Annotated in this window: 11 protein-coding genes and 4 pseudogenes; 6 read left to right on the forward strand and 9 right to left on the reverse strand. The window is 60.7% G+C overall.

Annotated elements, in window-relative coordinates; translation table 11 throughout:
* Positions 1 to 3: 3 nt before the first annotated feature.
* Positions 4 to 369: a RidA family protein gene (locus RX331_RS25355; protein WP_317252552.1), complete on the reverse strand. Its 366-nt coding sequence runs from the start codon at positions 367 to 369 to the stop codon at positions 4 to 6.
* A 16-nt stretch (positions 370 to 385) separates the two neighbouring features.
* Complete coding sequence (locus tag RX331_RS25360; RefSeq protein WP_317258243.1) at positions 386 to 1,303, reverse strand: NAD(P)-dependent oxidoreductase; 918 nt, start codon at positions 1,301 to 1,303, stop codon at positions 386 to 388.
* A 393-nt stretch (positions 1,304 to 1,696) separates the two neighbouring features.
* Here RX331_RS25360 and RX331_RS25365 point away from each other — a divergent pair, with 393 nt between their 5' ends.
* Together RX331_RS25365 and RX331_RS25370 are read left to right on the forward strand one after the other, a co-directional pair.
* The gene (locus RX331_RS25365) at positions 1,697 to 2,512 is read left to right on the forward strand and encodes a Crp/Fnr family transcriptional regulator (protein ID WP_317252553.1); all 816 of its coding nucleotides are present in this window, start codon (positions 1,697 to 1,699) and stop codon (positions 2,510 to 2,512) included.
* Between the two features lie 200 nt (positions 2,513 to 2,712).
* Positions 2,713 to 3,777 carry a threonine aldolase family protein gene (locus RX331_RS25370; protein WP_317252554.1) on the forward strand — a complete coding sequence of 355 codons (1,065 nt, stop codon included), beginning with the start codon at positions 2,713 to 2,715 and terminating at the stop codon, positions 3,775 to 3,777.
* A gap of 461 nt (positions 3,778 to 4,238) precedes the next feature.
* On the opposite strand, the gene RX331_RS25375 is transcribed toward RX331_RS25370, so the two are convergent.
* From RX331_RS25375 to RX331_RS25385, 4 genes and pseudogenes are all read right to left on the reverse strand, one after another.
* On the reverse strand, positions 4,239 to 5,495 hold the full coding sequence (locus RX331_RS25375) for a tyrosine-type recombinase/integrase (RefSeq protein WP_317252555.1): 1,257 nt from the start codon (positions 5,493 to 5,495) through the stop codon (positions 4,239 to 4,241).
* Positions 5,485 to 5,781: a hypothetical protein gene (locus tag RX331_RS25380; protein WP_317252454.1), complete on the reverse strand. Its 297-nt coding sequence runs from the start codon at positions 5,779 to 5,781 to the stop codon at positions 5,485 to 5,487. The genes RX331_RS25375 and RX331_RS25380 overlap by 11 nt, the downstream gene beginning before the upstream one ends.
* Before the next feature lie 133 nt (positions 5,782 to 5,914).
* Positions 5,915 to 6,163 (reverse strand): annotated as a pseudogene (locus RX331_RS39010) (tyrosine-type recombinase/integrase); the annotation flags it as partial.
* A gap of 262 nt (positions 6,164 to 6,425) precedes the next feature.
* The gene (locus RX331_RS25385) at positions 6,426 to 7,646 is read right to left on the reverse strand and encodes a tyrosine-type recombinase/integrase (RefSeq protein ID WP_317252556.1); all 1,221 of its coding nucleotides are present in this window, start codon (positions 7,644 to 7,646) and stop codon (positions 6,426 to 6,428) included.
* A gap of 161 nt (positions 7,647 to 7,807) precedes the next feature.
* On the opposite strand from RX331_RS25385, the pseudogene istA (RX331_RS25390) reads away from it, so the two are divergent.
* Positions 7,808 to 8,712: pseudogene (gene istA / locus RX331_RS25390) on the forward strand (IS21 family transposase); the annotation flags it as partial.
* A 136-nt stretch (positions 8,713 to 8,848) separates the two neighbouring features.
* On the opposite strand, the gene istB reads toward istA (RX331_RS25390), so the two are convergent.
* Entirely contained in the window at positions 8,849 to 9,625 is a 777-nt protein-coding gene (gene istB / locus RX331_RS25395; RefSeq protein WP_317258244.1) for an IS21-like element helper ATPase IstB, read from the reverse strand.
* A 17-nt stretch (positions 9,626 to 9,642) separates the two neighbouring features.
* A pseudogene (istA, locus tag RX331_RS25400) lies at positions 9,643 to 11,190 on the reverse strand (IS21 family transposase).
* 166 nt (positions 11,191 to 11,356) lie between these two features.
* On the opposite strand from istA (RX331_RS25400), the gene RX331_RS25405 reads away from it, so the two are divergent.
* Both RX331_RS25405 and RX331_RS25410 read left to right on the forward strand, forming a co-directional pair.
* Complete coding sequence (locus RX331_RS25405) at positions 11,357 to 11,992, forward strand: Mu transposase domain-containing protein (RefSeq protein ID WP_410708009.1); 636 nt, start codon at positions 11,357 to 11,359, stop codon at positions 11,990 to 11,992.
* Positions 11,992 to 12,339, forward strand: a complete 348-nt coding sequence (locus RX331_RS25410) for an ATP-binding protein (protein ID WP_410708010.1) — start codon at positions 11,992 to 11,994, stop codon at positions 12,337 to 12,339. The genes RX331_RS25405 and RX331_RS25410 overlap by 1 nt, the downstream gene beginning before the upstream one ends.
* 17 nt (positions 12,340 to 12,356) lie before the next feature.
* Here RX331_RS25410 and RX331_RS25415 read toward each other — a convergent pair whose 3' ends face one another.
* Complete coding sequence (locus RX331_RS25415) at positions 12,357 to 14,420, reverse strand: recombinase family protein (protein ID WP_317252557.1); 2,064 nt, start codon at positions 14,418 to 14,420, stop codon at positions 12,357 to 12,359.
* Between the two features lie 441 nt (positions 14,421 to 14,861).
* Between RX331_RS25415 and RX331_RS25420 the strand changes: the two are divergent.
* Positions 14,862 to 15,290, forward strand: a pseudogene (locus RX331_RS25420) (ATP-binding protein); the annotation flags it as partial.
* Positions 15,291 to 15,415 lie beyond the last annotated feature (125 nt).

Below are 15,415 nucleotides of genomic sequence, written 5' to 3' on the forward strand. Positions count from 1 at the left end.
CGATCATACGAGCGTCATCGGCGCGGCGGCGATTGCAATGAGTTCGATGCGCCAGGCAGGATCCGCGAGATCAACCCTGCCGCAGGCGCGCGTCGGCGCGCTGCCGGGCACGACCCAGGCATCGTAGACGGCGTTCATGGCATCGAAATCGTCCATGCTCTTGAGCCAGATCTGCACATTGAGCAGTCGCGACTTGTCAGTGCCTGCCCGCGCAAGCATGGCATCGACCTTCGTCAGCACCTCGCGCGTCTGCTGGACGATGTCGCCGCTCTTGTTGTCAGCGACCTGTCCGGCCAGAAAGACCAGATTGCCCACTACGGTGGCCCGGCTGCGTCGCGCGTTCTGATCGATGCGAATGATGTCAGACATAGCATGTCCTGATGCGTTAGCGGCCGGTGGCAATGATGCGGCGGCAATGTTCGAGCGCAGCCCCAATCAGGTTCTCGCTCGCTTCCGGCGTGCGGAACGCCGAGTGCGCCGACAATGTTACGTTGGGCAGTTTGGTGAGCGGATGGTCGGCCGGCAACGGCTCGACAGTGAAGACGTCAAGACCGGCGTGTGAAATGTGGCCCGACCGCAGCGCGTCAATCATGGCGCCCTCCTCGACCAGCGCGCCGCGGGCCGTGTTGATCAGAATGGCACCAGGTCGCATCATCGCGATACGCTCGCGCGAGAGAAAATTCTTGGTATCGTCGTTGAGAAGCAGATGAACGGAGACGACGTGACTCTCCGCGAGCAACTGTTCTAGCGGCAAGAACTCGATATCCTGATGCGTCCTCGGCGTCCTATTCCAGGCTACCACCTTCATGCCGCAGCCGAGCGCCAGGCGCGCGGCTTCCGCTGCAATAGCGCCGAAGCCGATCAACCCAAGTGTCTTTCCGGTGAGTTGGACGGCGTCCCGACGGAGCCAGTTCCCCTCGCGCATACCGCGGTCCATCTCCCCGAATCTCTTGGCCGACGCCCACATTAGCGCGATGGCGCACTCAGCGACCGCGGTGTCGCCATAACCCTTAATCGTGTGGACGCTGATGCCGTGTCCACTCAACTCTTCCGGGTTCATGTAGCTACGCGCGCCGGTGCCGAGGAAGACAACGTGCTTGAGACTCGCGCATCGCGCGGCAATTGCTGTCGGCACCGCCGTGTGGTCGACGATCATGATCTCGACGCCGTCGAGGAGACTTGGCATGTCGTCGGACTTGATATTTGGGTTGCGGTTGATGCCGACCTGCAGGTTTTGCGGGCGGAGCAGCTTTTCGGTCACCGCCGCCAGGGTGTCGTTCGCGTCGACAAATAGAGCTCTCACAGATCCTCCTTCAACGTAGCAAAGGTCGCCATCGCAGGCCGGCGCCACCGAAATCATACTGTATACAGCACTGCGTACTATTGCAACTATCAATCTCATGTGGAATAGTGGGTGAAATAAGGTCGCAAATTGCTGCATGCTTTCTTGAATGCAGCATCAGCGCCGGCGCGACGACAAAATCCAGAGATCCGGCAATGATCCGACGATCTTTCTGCAGACCTGATCGAGGCGCGATTTGCTGCCGGCGGCAAGGTCGCGAATCATCATGTTTGACGAAGGACAGCACGATTTCACGAATCGTGCGGCTACCGGTCGTGGCAAGGAGCTCTGTTGGCGACCACGACAGGCCCCTAAAGGTCAGTAGTTCAAAGAACTCGGCTGCTAACGGCAGCAATGTCAACATATGTCGATGGGATAAAACTTGGACGGGCCGGTACCATGCGTCCTAATGCGCGGTTCTTTGTCAAAAATTCGATTCTTGCGGGTCTCTCGCTGCAAGACCTCGCGGCAATAGGGGAGTTTCTGGAACCGATCGTCCTGAGAGAACGTATGGTTCTGCAGGAGCCGAGAAGGCATCCCGATCACGTCTATTTCATCGAGACGGGTCTGGTCTCGTTACGGATTGTCGCACCGGGAAGCATCCTCGAAACGGCCGTGATAGGATATCGCGGCGCGGTCGGCGCCTCGCTCTTATTGGGAGCACATCTTTCAACCTACCAATCCGTTGTGCTCTTTCCTGGAAGTGCGCTGAGGATCCGCATCGAGGATTTGCGTCGGGTGATGAACGACCGGCCTGAAATCCGAGAACATCTCTTTCGGTACGTTCAAGCACTGGCCTTGCATTGCGCCCAGACAGGATTGTGCGGCGTTCGGCATGATCGCGAGCAGCGGCTCGCCTCTTGGCTCTGTTTGGCGAGCGATGCTCTTAACGCTAATGTGCTCCCAGTTACCCACGACTATCTTTCGTCGGTTTTGGCGTTGCGCCGCGCTGGAGTAACAGAGACGCTGATCCGATTCGAAGAACAAAGGATGATTCGCAAGACACGCGGCGTCTTGCAGATAGATGAACGCAAGTGCCTCGAGCAGAAGACATGCTGTTGCTACAAACTTATTTCAAGCGCTTACGCCTCGTCTGAGCCCGTAGATTTCGCGCTGGACGCAGTACTTGTCGGGATCACCAGCGACGGCGCGAGGCCACGGGCGACATGACTCTCGCCCGCGGTGCTGCATTCGGACAATACTCCCCTGATGGAGTTTGGCCGGCATCGGGCAAAACTCACAGGCGCAGCACCTCTCTAACCGCGTGATCCGGAGCGCGGTGGACGATATGGAGGAATTGCAATGATTCCCGCGCAAGATAGCAGAATGCAGAAGACAAGCGAGCGCATAAGCACGACGAGGTTGGGTAAATGGGCGTGAGCGAGACCCAGGGTTCTATCTCGTTCAATTTCCACAGCGACAACGTCGCACCTGTCGCGCCCGAAATCTTGCGCGCGCTTGCGTCTGCGAATCACGGTAGCGTGGCTCCTTACGGCAAAGACGAATGGAGTGCGCTGCTCCAGCGCAAGTTCTCGGATATGTTCGAGACGGACGTCCTCGTCTTCCCCGTGTCTACTGGGACGGCTGCTAATGCATTGTCCCTCGCCAGCATCGCGCGCCCATGGGGTGGTATCTATTGCCACGAGCTAGCGCACATTCACAAGACCGAAGGCGGCGCCACGGAGGCTTTCACCGGCGGAGCAAAACTCATTACTCTAGCCGGCCATGATTGCAAGCTGGAACTGACGGCGCTGGCTGAAGCGCTGCGGCGCGCTGAGCGCGGCGCGCGCTACGCTCCGCAGCCCGATGCGGTGTCGATCACGCAAGCGACCGAGTATGGGACCGTCTACACGCTCGACGAGATCGCCGCGATTGGCGAGAGTGCCCGCGACGCCGGCATCCAGTTCCACGTCGATGGTGCGCGGTTCGCGAATTCCCTCGTCACCCTTGGATGCACACCGGCCGAGGCGACATGGCGCCGCGGTGTCGACATCCTCTCGTTGGGGGCGACCAAAAACGGCGCGATGACAACGGACGCCATCGTAGTGTTCAACCGAGCACTGGCCGAGCCGCTTTCGTATCGGCTACGCCGTGCAGGGCAGACCTGGTCAAAGATGCGTTTCGCCGCCGCGCAGCTCATCGCCTATACTGAGGACAATCTGTATCTGCGGCTGGCGGCCGCCGCGAACAGTCGTGCCCGCCGCCTCGGGGAGGGTCTCGCGAGGCTACCTGGAGTGCACTTAGTATCACCCGTTCAGGCCAACCTCGTATTCGCCTCGATGCCGGAGCAGGTGGTCGAATCGCTCATAGCGACCCGCGCGCGCTTCGATCGTCGTCCCGGCAACATCATCCGTTTGGTGACTCACTTCGACTCTACGGATGCAGAGGTCGATCAGTTCATCGAGCTGGTACGCAGACAATGCCTTAGCAGGTAGCGCCTTGCGCAGACATCAAAGCGAAATCGAAGTAAATACGGTGCTCGTCAACGCCCGTTCAGTAGTTGGGGCATCTTCTTAGGCGTCTTGGCCTCCAGTGAATGACTATGGTGCGGCCAAACGCGCTTCTCGCGTCCGCGCTTCGAGCCAGCGCATCGGCAGCATCGCGAATGCCGCTGGATGCGCCGCTTCCTCGTCCGGTACTTTAAGGTACCGTTCAGCCACGCGCTCATCAAGATCGGTTAGATTCAGGCCGTCTTTTTAGTCCAGCTGAAGAGATCGTCGACCAAGTTCAGACATTCCTACTGCAGTGGCCAGCGAGCCCGTCGTTAACGAGACGGGCCGCATAGATCTCGACGAGCTGCCCGGGCGCCCAATCTCCAAGCGGCCGAATCTCGGCTCTTGCCCAAATACTCTTCTGTGATCATGTCCACCTCCGCAGTTGAACGGAGCAAGACAAACTATGCCGACCCGATCACTGCGGATTCCGAGATGATGGTGCGCACCGTACGGATTTGATGGCGCGCGGGGTTCCGAAATGATCGCGCGCAGCGTTCCGAGCATTCTCCGCGCAGCATTCCGATTTGATCGCGCGCAGTTTCGGATGGTGTGAGGCCCGATCGTAGGGCCATTTCTTCGGCTGGAACCAGCTGGGAGAATTGGATGCGGACGAGGAGGGTTATCATGCGCCAGGTGCGCGAAATTGTGGGGTTGAGCCTTGAAACTGGGCTCTCGACGCGCGTGATTGGCGAGCGCGTCGGCGTCGGGCCACGACGGTCCGTGACACGCTGAAGCGCTTTGCGCGCACGGGTCTGGCATGGCCAGTCCCGGAAGCGATAAGCGACGCCTAGCTGGAGCAACTGCTGTACGGGGTGCCTGGCGTGAAGTCGGGTCGCCGCAAGGTGGCCGAGCCTGACTGGTCCGTTATTGCCCGCGAGCTCAAGCGCAAGCACGTGACCTTGCAGGTGCTGTGGGACGAGTACATTGCGGAGCATCCGGACGGCATATTGGGTCACGAGACGGTGTATTCCGAAGCGCGTCAAAGGCTGGTTCGTCCTGCCGAGAAAGACCGCTTCACTTTTGTTCCGGTCGGCCACAAGACGAGTCAACGAGGTTGCCGTCGTTGACCACAATGGACAGATTCTAACCTTGTTTCCCTTGCCGTGAAGTCGCACTGACGGGGACGCACCCAGTTGGAGATTGCCGATCGTCAATCTTGCGGCCTCATCGGCGCGAGCACCGCTGTTGTATACGAAAAGCAGCAGAACATAGTCGCGCACCCCAAGACTCGTGCGTCTGTCAGGTTGGTTTAGCAACGCGTCCATCTCGGCCTTTTCGAGGTATCCGATCGCGGTCTTGGCCGTCTTCTTGAACGGCACTGCCTGTATCTCGGAACACCAGGCCAGGTGGACCGGCGAATGCGTGCCGATAAAGCGCGCCAGTGAATGGATGGTCGCCAGCCGTTGGTTGCGGGTAACCTCGCTGCATTGGCGATCGCGCTCCAGGTGGTCCAGAAACTTGCGGACGACTTCCGGCGTCAGCTCTTCCACGGTCATGCGATCGATGGCGCAGCCTCCCTGCTTGCTAGCAAACGGCAGCAACAATGTCAGCGTGTCGCGGTAGCTGGCTTGGGTGTTGTGGGAGAGATTGCGCTCGGCGACCAGATGTTCCAGCAAGAACCGCCGGATCCACGGACCGAGCAGGCTCTTATCCTTCATGGTCGGCCTCCATCGCGTACAGAGCAAAGCGCTCGCTGGCCGCCTGGAGGAGATCCGGCGTCATCTGCAAATAGCGCTGGGTTGAACGGATATCGATGTGGCCAAGGTAGGTTGCGAGTTGCGGAAGCAGTCGCTGCACTTCCTGGCCGGAGCGATACCATGCGATCACCCGGTGCACCGCGGCTGTGTGGCGAATATCGTGCAGCCGTGGAGGTCGAGGCTCGCCGACAGGGCAACTGATTCCGGCTGCTCGGCGGACATGCTGAAACCAGGAGATGACCCGCACATAGTGCCACCGCCGACTGCCGCGCGTAGTGAATTAATGGAGATTCTTGCCCGCGCGGCAGAGGAAGCCGGCGACGGCGCTCGACGTACTCGACCAGTTCCTGGTTGAGCTTTGGTCCGATTGGCACGAGGCGCGTTTTGAAGAACTTCGTGTCACGGACGGTGATGACCTGATCAGTCAGATCCACGTCTTGCAAGACCAAACGAAGCGCCTCGCCAATGCGCATGCCGCTTCCGTACAGCAACAAGAGGAGCGTACGGTACATAGCTGGCACGTGAGGGCAATGCCCAACCTTCAGGATCGAGGTCGCGTCCAACAGGCGGCGGAGCTCTTCCGTGGAATAAACATAAGGCGTTTGCTGCGGCGGCAGCTTTGGCAACATTGTCGGCAGTGGCGAGGATGCCGCGTACCCGCGACTGATGGCGAATCTATAAAGGCCGCTCAAACCCTATATCGCAGCATCCAGGTGGCACTGAGCGATCCTTTGCCTTGGAGGAGCTCGGCTACCGCCTCTGGGGTGACTTCGTCGACATCTCGATTGCCCATCGCTCGGCAGAACCTGCGGAGCAGAACCTCAGCGGACTCGAAACGCGCCCCCAGTGACCGCTGCTTGGCCAGATAAGCGTCGACAACATGGGTCAGCATCATTGGAGGCCTCCCAGGTCGAACGCTCCGACCTCGCGAAGCGCCTGCATGTTCACCTTGGCGTAGATGCTGGTTGACGCCGCGCGGCGATGTCCCAAATGGTCCCCGATCTCCTTTATCGACAGACCTTCGGCAAGAAGCCGGGAGGCGTAGGCGTGGCGCAACGCATGGCCACCGCGGTGGGCGGCGTCGATTCCAAGTGCAACAAATCTGCGGTTGGCGACATCATAGATGCTCCCTGCCTTCAACGGTCGACGGGGCGCGTGCATGCAGAGGAACACTTCCGGGCACGATGATAGCGGCCGCATCGTGTCGATGTAGCGGGCGAGCGCCTCAGCCGCAGAGGGAGCCAGCGGGTAGATCTGCGGCTGGCGGCGCTTCAGGCGGAAAAGCCGTAGCGGCCTGCCGGCCCAGTCAATCTGATCAAGGCGCAATGCCGCCACTTCGCCGCTGCGCATCCCGTAGACCGCGAGCAACAGCAAGATCGCACGATCACGGATGTCCCGGGGGTTGTCAGTCTCGGCGTCGGCCAACATGCGCTGCACGTCGCACCAATCTGGGGCATATGGCAGCGACTCCTGACGATAGAGCCGAGGCCGGCAAATCGAGACCGCTAGATCCGTACACATTCCCCGCTTTGCCACGTAGCTCAGAAATGCCCGCAAGGCCGAGGCTGTGTTGGCCACCGAAACGCGGGACCATCGTCCCGTCGCTTGGGTGACGAAATAGGCGTCAACGTCCTCAGGCTGAAGGTCCCTAAGTTGCCGGTTTATCTGATCACACCAGCGTAGGAACCTCCCGATCATCCGACTCCACTGCTCCACCGTCGATGGCGTGAATCCGCGCTCATTGCGCATCCATGTCACATACTGGTCGCGTTGGCTCTGGTACTGGAACACGACGGTCGGTTCACGCCACCAACCGAGAAATCGAAGCCAAGGTCGTCCGATGTCGACCACTCTTCGTGCTGCGGTGACAGCCCCCGTCAGGCGCAGACGCTCGGCCGCGATCCGTTGCAGCGCCTCGATATCGATGCCCTCCGAAGCATTTGGACCGAGATATGCGGCAATCCGCAACAGCTCGTTCCGTTTGATCCTGAGAGAAGCTGCGGTCGCGCCGGCTTTTGCACAGTGGCGAAGGTACCGGTACCGCTCGTCGGTGAATGGCGCGTCATCACGGTGGGGCACGGTCACGGGGATGGAATAAATCGTCTGATCCATAGCGAGCCTCCATTTGGCAAATGGTTCGCTATCCAGACGTCGAATTATGTTGCGTGAACAATGCCGACAGCGTTCATGCTCCCCGCAATTATAGCTCCGTGCACAACATAAATTTGGCCGCAACATAACGAGAAGTATGTGCTCGCGAACATACCACCTGGTTCTGTGACTTGTTCCGCAACTGGGAGGGCCGGCTGCCGCCGGTGATGCGTCAGCACCACGGCGGAGGCGAGAAATTGTTTGTCGACTATGCCGGCGACACGGTGCCGGTGGTTGACCGTAAGACTGGCGAGGTGCCTGACGCGCACATCTTCGTCGCGGTCATGGGCGCATCCAGCTTATCGTTCGCGCTGGCGACTTGGACCGAGCAGTTCGGCGACTGGATCGCGGGACACAACGCGGCCTACAGCTTTTTTGGCGGCGCGACGCAACTGCTGGTGCCCGACAACGCCAAGGTCGCGGTGATCAAGGCCTGCTTCTATGACCCTATGTACCGCAGCTATAGCGAGCGCAGCACTACGGCACTGCGATTTTGCCGGCACGTCCGCGTCGCCCGAGAGATAAGGCGAAGGTCGAGGCCTGCGTCGGAATTGTCGAGCGCAGGCTGCTGGGGCGGCTGCGCAACCGCACTTCTTACTGCCTGGCCGAACTCAACGGTGCGATCGCCGAGTGGCTGGCCAAGCTCAATGACGGACGGGTGCTGCGCCAGTATGGCCGGACGCGGCGCCAGCTGTTCGAGGAAATTGATGCGCCGAATCTTAAACCGCTTCCCGGCGAGCCGTGGGTCCATGCCGAATGGCGCCCATGCCGGGTCGGGCTCGACTATCATGTCGAGATCGAACGACACTACTACTCGGTGCCCTATCGGTTTGCCCGTCGGGAGGTAGAAGCGCGGATCTGTGCACGAACGGTTGAAATCTTCCTCGGGGGAGAGCGTATCGCCGCGCACATGCGCGGCAGTGGCAACGGGCGGCACACGACGATCAGCGCCCACATGCCTTCCAGCCACCGGCGCTATGGCGAGTGGACGCCGGCGGAGATCCGCAGCGAGGCGACCCGGATCGGCCCGATGATGCTGCGTCTGCTGGTCGATTGCGTATTTCGCAAAAACGGGACAGCGGTTTCGCTAACTGAGGGACAGCAGTTTCGCTAATTCGAGGACAGCGTGGCGGCGCTGGCTTTTGGTTGCCTGGTTGTTGAAGTCAATTGGTATTCGTTTCGCTGTTTTCGGCATCGGTCAAGGGGCGCGGGACTTTTTTCCTTCGCATGCTGTCACCTTCAAGGGCGATACGGTGGGCGTTGTGGATGATCCGGTCGAGGATGGCGTCGGCGATGGTTGGTTCTCCGATCATGTCATGCCATTGGGCGACGGGCAGCTGGGCGGTGATGAGGGTAGATTTGCGCCTGTAGCGCTCTTCAAAGATTTCGAGGAGATCGAGGCGCTGCTGATCATTGAGGGTGTGGGTTCCCCAATCGTCGAGAATGAGCAACTGAACACGTGCCAGCTTGTCGATAAGGCGCGGGAAGCGACCATCGAGACGGGCCATGGCGAGGTCCTCGAACAGCCGCGGCACACGCAGATAGAGGACGGAATGATCGAGCCTGGCGGCCTGGCGTCCGAAGGCACAGGCCAACCAGGTTTTGCCGGTGCCGGTTTGACCGGTGAGGATCAGGTTCTCGTGGGCTTTCAGCCAGGCGCCTTGTGCCAGCTGCAGGGTGTTGCGCCGGTCAAGGCCGCGGCGGGACGCGAAGTCGATCCCTTCGATACAGGCATCAACGAAGCGCAGCTTGGCTGCGGCGAGCCGATTGGTCAGGCGCCGGTCGGCACGTATGGCGGCTTCGCGATCCAGCATCAGGCCGAGCCACTCATCGCGGCTGAGAGCGGCGGCATTGTCCTGTTCGGCTAATTGCCGGTAGGCCGCCGCCATTCCGGCAAGGCCGAGTGCCTGCATCTCGTCGAGGGTCGGATGGGTCAGCATCATGATGGTCCTTTCCTTCATTGATAATAGGCTCCGCCACGAATGTTGGCGTGTGAGGGCGCGGCTTTGACGGGTTCGGCGGCGGGGCTCGCGCGGTCGAGCCCGGATTTGAGGATGGCGCTCACGGAGGAGTAGCTGATCGCATTGATGGCGAGCGCCCTCTCGCATGCTGCTTCCAGCCGACTGCGCTCGTAGCGCCGCGCCAGGGCGATAATCCCCATGGCGGAGCGATAACCCTGCTCGGGATGCGGGCGCTCACGCATCATCCGCTCGACCAGGATGGCGGCGTTGACGCCGATCCGCCCTGCCATCTTGATCAAGCTCGCCGGCGTCATATTGGCGTAACGCTGATGGGCCTTGGGCATGTGCTCGTTCACGGTGACATGCCCACTGCGCTGAGAGCGACGCACATGGGGCGACACGCGCGTGATCCTGGAAGATCTCGACCGCCCGATAGGTGAGCCGGACGTCCACCCGACGGCCAATCAGCCGGTGCGGCACCGAGTAAAAAGTCTTGTCGACTTCGACGTGATAATCGGGATGTACCTTGGCCGTTTTCCACTCGGCGTATTCGAATGGCTCGCTCGGCAGCGGCGCCAGCGCCTCGCGCTCGATCTCCTCGAACAGCTGCCGGCGGGATTTGCCGATATGGCGCATCGGCCGATTGTTCAGCTCCTCCAGCAATCCGCCGATCGCGGTATTGAGATCGGTCAGGGTGAAGAACCGCCGATGGCGCAGCCGTGCCAGAATCCAGCGCTCGACAATCAGCACCGCGCCTTCAACCTTGCCCTTGTCGCGCGGCTTGCGGCTGCGGGTCGGCAAAATCGTCGTGTCGTAGTCTCGGCCATGGCGGCAAAGGTTTGGTTGAGCGTTGGCTCGAACCACAACGCCTTGACCACCCCGGCCTTCAGATTGTCGCAGACGATCGCCTTGGGAACTCCGCCGAAGTACGACAAGGCCCGGGTCTGGCCTTCGATCCAATCTGGTAGTCGCTGACCGAAGCTCCCCATAGCGAAGGTCAGCGACGAGGCCCCGAGCACCGCAACAAATATCTGCGCCTGACGGACCTCGCCGGTTTGCGGGTCGATCACCTCCACCGTCGGGCCGGCATAGTCGGTCTGCATCACCGCACCCGCGGCATGGCGGTGGCGGAAGGTCGGGTTCGCCCGGCGTTGGTAGGCGGCAAACCTCTCGCAGAACCACGTGTAGCCATAGCCGTCGGGATGCGCCGTCCGGTATTCCTGCCACAGCAGCGTCAGCGTCACGCCCTTGCGCTTGAGTTCCTGGGCCACCCGTGGCCACTCGGGTTCGCTCAAGTCCTGAGGCGGGCGCCCGACCCGCCGGAACAAAGCCCGCTGTAACGCCGCCTCGCTCTCGTAAATCGCCGGCAGCGGCCAGCTTAAACCCGCTTCACGCGCCCGCAGCAGGTAGGTGGCAACCGAGGTCTTGCTGATCTGCAGCCGTTCCGAGATCGCCCGAACCGACAGGCCTTGCTCGTACGTCAGCCTCAGGATCGATCGTAGGTCCTTCACAGTGGTTCGTTTCGCTTGCTTCCGTCTCGGCATCGCCCCTCTCAAACTCAGCTTGAGAGAGAACATTGCCTGAACGGCGCTCCCGAAAAACCAGCTCCGTAACTGTCCGCGATTTAGCGGAATCCCTGTCCCGGAATTACTGAAATCACTGTCCGCGAATTACCGAAATCAGTGTCCGGGAATTGCCGAAACACGCATCGTGTTCAATGACAAGCTGACCGCGTTTGCCAAGCACTGGGGCTTCCGGCCACGGGCCTGCGCGCCATATCGCGCCCGCACCAAGGGCAAGACCGAGAATGGCGTCGGCTACGTCAAGCGGAACGCGGTCGCCGGCCGCACCTTCCGGAGCTGGGAGGCCTTTGAGGCGCACCTCGAGGCTTGGACACGGGAGATCGCCGATCTACGCCAGCATGGCACGACGGGCGAAGCACCGATTGAGCGCTTCAGGCGCGCTGAGGCGCATGCGCTGAAGCCCATAGCCGGGAGGCCGCCCTTCCAGGCCGCACGTGAACTGATCCGCCGCGTGCAGGCCGACTGCGCGGTGGAGATCGATGGCAACGCCTACTCTGTGCCATGGCGGCTGATCGGCGAGACGGTGAGAGCGACGATCGCCGATGGCGTGGTGCGCATCCACCACGGGATCCATGAGGTGGCCGTTCATCCGATCTGTGTAGGTCGGCGCCGTCGCGTTGTCGACCCTAAACACTTTGAGGGCCTGACTGGCTTTAAACCGAGCCGTGCTGGCGAGCTCGCGTTATCGCCTGTCGCGGCGCCATCGCCGACGCTGCTGCGGCCGCTCGGGGAGTACGAAGCGATTGTGGGAGGGGGCTTCTGATGCGAACCATTGTTCCCGACCGCCTGAGCGATATGCTGACGCGCCTGCAGCTGACGGCTGTCCGCGACCAGCTGGATGGGTTGTTGGACGAGGCCAGCCGTCGAGAGCTGAGCCTACGCGAGACCCTGGTGCTGCTGTGCGAGCGCGAGATCGCCCGCAAGGATGAGCGGCGCGTCGAGATGACGCTTAAACTTGCTCGCTTCCCGTTCGTTCGCGATCTGTCGGGCTTCGACTTCTCGGCCCAGCCCTCGCTGGATCCCAAGCAGATACGCGAGCTTGCGAGCGCCCGCTGGATTGCCAATGGCGAGAATGTGCTGCTGCTTGGGCCGTCCGGGCTGGCGACATGATCCGATACCTCACTACTTCATTGATATTCCAAGAGTCCCTGCCGTGGGTCGGGTGAGACTGCACGCCCGCTTTTGATCGCGGATTGCACCGCCGGCAAATCGAGGTCCATCTCCCGAATAACATAGGGCGCGCCCAGGCAAGCTTGCTTGGCCGGCAGCACTCCGTCCTTGATGAGACGTACAACAGTCATCTTGCTAACCTGCAAACGGCTCGCTGCTTCGTGCAAAATAACTTCGCCGCGCTCTGCCCGTTCGCCTTCCCGGTAGGCGGCAACGCCATGATCATTGCGGAAAGTCCGCACCCGTTGTTGCGTCCAGGTATTCCCCTTGGCGGTCCGTACTCCCAGCCGATTCAGAACCGATGCGATGTTCCCATCGGACAGCATGCGTGCCAGTTGGCAAATCAGCTGTTCGGTCGCGGCATCAGTCTTCCAGCGATGCTGCCCGGTCCGGTTCTTCACGACGTGGAGTAGAGTATGGTCGCCGCCCTTCCAATGCAGCTTGAGATGGAGATAACCAGGTTCTAAGGTCACGATGATCTCTTCGAGCACCGCTCGCAAAATTCTTTTCCGGATCACCGCCGAGGCGCCCGGATGCCTCCACAGCTGTTCCAGATCGGCTCCTAACGCTAAGATCTCGGCGCGCTCCGTGTCGGTCAATGCGGATGGTTGCTTGTCACGTGCAACAGCCAGATCGGCTTCAAGCCGCGCCACTTCCGCGAGCCGTTCATTCCATCGTCGTTCGAGATCTCCGGCGACCAGACGGTTTTCCGGATCAACCGCATTGTATTGTCGGTGCGCCCGCGCTGCTTCATAACGCGCCTGCTCAAGTGTCAACTCGATCTGCCGCAGTCGCTCGGTACCAGCGCGCTCGCGATCCGCGATCGCCTGCAGGGCAGCGTCGAGGCCGAGCGGCGCAATCACCGACAATACCTCCGCGGATACCGCCGCGTCGATCCGCATGTTTCCGAAGCCAATACACTTGGTCCGTCGACCATGATTAACGTTGGCATCGTTGCACACGTACCGCGCGATTCCCCGTAGCCCGTTATGCAGCACTCGGAGCTTGCGTCCGCAATGTCCACAGCGCAGCAGCCCAATCAGCAAGCCGCCGCCATTGCGTACTGATCCCGGCACCATTTCGCCCTTCATGTTGGCGTTCCCGTTGATAATTCGTTGATTGCTCTCGTAGTCTTGCCAGGAGATATAGCCCTCGTGGTGATCGCGAATCAGCACTTCCCAATCTTTCTGGAGCCGGCGCACCCCCCGCGCGATCAGCTTTCGGCCGACTTCGATTCGAACCTGCGAGCCAGTTCTGCCAAACACATAGGCGCCGGCGTAAACTGGATTGCTCAACAGCCGATGGATCGTATTGTAGCGCGGCAGCCGCCATTCCACCACGCGGCCTCGCTCGCCGTACACGACAATCGGCATCTTGATGCCTTCGTCACACAGCCAAATCACAACTTGGCGGACGCTGCCGAACTCTGCAAACTTGCAGAATGCCAGATGGAGCGCTTCGCGCACGCGCTTGTCCGGGTCCAGCTCCAGACGATCGTCGGCGCTGCGCACATAACCAATAGCGACCGACGTATGGAGGTCGCCCCGCGCGGCCTTGAGGCGCAGCGCTTCCTGCGACCGCTGCCGCAAGATCGACAGTTCGAGCTCGCTGAATGTTCCTTTCATTCCAAGCAGCAGCCGGTCGTTCATGAGCTTTGGGTCATAGATACCGTCTTCATCAATGATCAGGCTGCTCACCAGGGTACAGAACTCCAAAAGTGTGTGCCAATCGCGGCCATTGCGCGCGAGCCGGGAAGCTTCAATGGCGAGCACAACCCCAGCGCTACCGGTACAGATCGCGGTCAACAAGCGCTCAAAGCCGGGGCGCGCCGTGCCACCGCCCGAACGACCAAGATCGTCATCGATAACGATCACATTCTCCCAGCCAAGCGCTCGAGCGCGGGTGGCAAGCGCATATTGACGGCGGCGGCTTTCGGGATTGTTGAGGAGCTGATCGGACGTCGATTGTCGCACGTACACGTAGGCGCTTCGTGACAAGTGATCGGGTGTGATCTTATTCATTGTTCGCCTCCCGCGTCTTTGCGAGAGCAGCGCTGCACTCGTCGAGAAGAAGCTTGAGTAGACCTGTGACTTCCGAGCGAACCTTTGGATCGAGTCGTTGATCGCGGATTGCGGTGGTTGTCAGCTCCAGAAGTTGCCGCCACTGTTGTTCCATCATCGCCTCCAACCGTCCGACTCGTTTCGGACGACGGTGACGAGGGTACGCGCAGTGCCGCCGCGAGGCTGCGAAGTTCGCGCAGTGAATCCAAGGAAAGCCGAGGGACTTCAACCATCGGCAGCGTCGCTGCCCACGTCTCTGTCATCCAGGCCGGCACCAAGATCCGGGTGCCATCTGCCTGCTCAATCACGAAATGCAAGCGATCGCCATGATTGACTCGCCGCAGAACGATGACGCGCTCGCCGGCGAGCGGATGATGCGGATATCGAATGGCAACTTCAAACGGCTGTTCTTGGGTAGTATGCCACGTGCTCGACCGGTGTCGGGAAAAGGCCTGCCGGGACAACCACTCTGTACTTTACACCCGGCTGCCGCAGTTGATCGAAGAACTGGGCCTTGGCCGGGGCGATGGCCGACTCGCCTCGCGGATGAAGAGCATCGCCGCCGTCGAGCTCCTCATTTTGGACGATTGGGGCCTCCAAGCCATCGACGCCAATGCCCGTCACTATCTGCTCGAAATCCTCGAAGACCGCTACAGTCGTCGGTCAACACTCGTCACCAGCCAGCTTCCAATTGCCAAATGGCATGAGCTCATAAATGACCCGACGTACGCTGATGCCATACTTGATCGCCTGCTTCACAACGCTCACAGGCTCGAACTGAACGGTGACTCCATGCGTCGCCCGCCCGTTCATTACGCTGGCGGCCGATGAAGACCGAGACTGCAGCCCGCGAAGCTGACCGGCCGCTACGGCACTGTTGGGGGTGCGCGTCCGGTCAGCTTCGCTCCGTCGAGCGACACCATCAAGCATCAGACGTGATCTCTGCGGAACTGCCG

Source organism: Bradyrhizobium sp. BWA-3-5 (assembly GCF_032917985.1).
Classification (GTDB): Bacteria; Pseudomonadota; Alphaproteobacteria; order Rhizobiales; family Xanthobacteraceae; genus Bradyrhizobium.

Coding starts and splice junctions, on each gene's coding strand:
- RX331_RS25375 (WP_317252555.1), bottom strand. CDS start 5,495: ATGAAGGATAAGAGCCTGCTCGGTCCGTGGATCCGGCGGTTCTTGCTG.
- RX331_RS25410 (WP_410708010.1), top strand. CDS start 11,992: ATGCGAACCATTGTTCCCGACCGCCTGAGCGATATGCTGACGCGCCTG.
- RX331_RS25385 (WP_317252556.1), bottom strand. CDS start 7,646: ATGGATCAGACGATTTATTCCATCCCCGTGACCGTGCCCCACCGTGAT.
- RX331_RS25355 (WP_317252552.1), bottom strand. CDS start 369: ATGTCTGACATCATTCGCATCGATCAGAACGCGCGACGCAGCCGGGCC.
- RX331_RS25365 (WP_317252553.1), top strand. CDS start 1,697: ATGTCAACATATGTCGATGGGATAAAACTTGGACGGGCCGGTACCATG.
- RX331_RS25415 (WP_317252557.1), bottom strand. CDS start 14,420: ATGAATAAGATCACACCCGATCACTTGTCACGAAGCGCCTACGTGTAC.
- RX331_RS25370 (WP_317252554.1), top strand. CDS start 2,713: ATGGGCGTGAGCGAGACCCAGGGTTCTATCTCGTTCAATTTCCACAGC.
- istB (WP_317258244.1), bottom strand. CDS start 9,625: ATGCTGACCCATCCGACCCTCGACGAGATGCAGGCACTCGGCCTTGCC.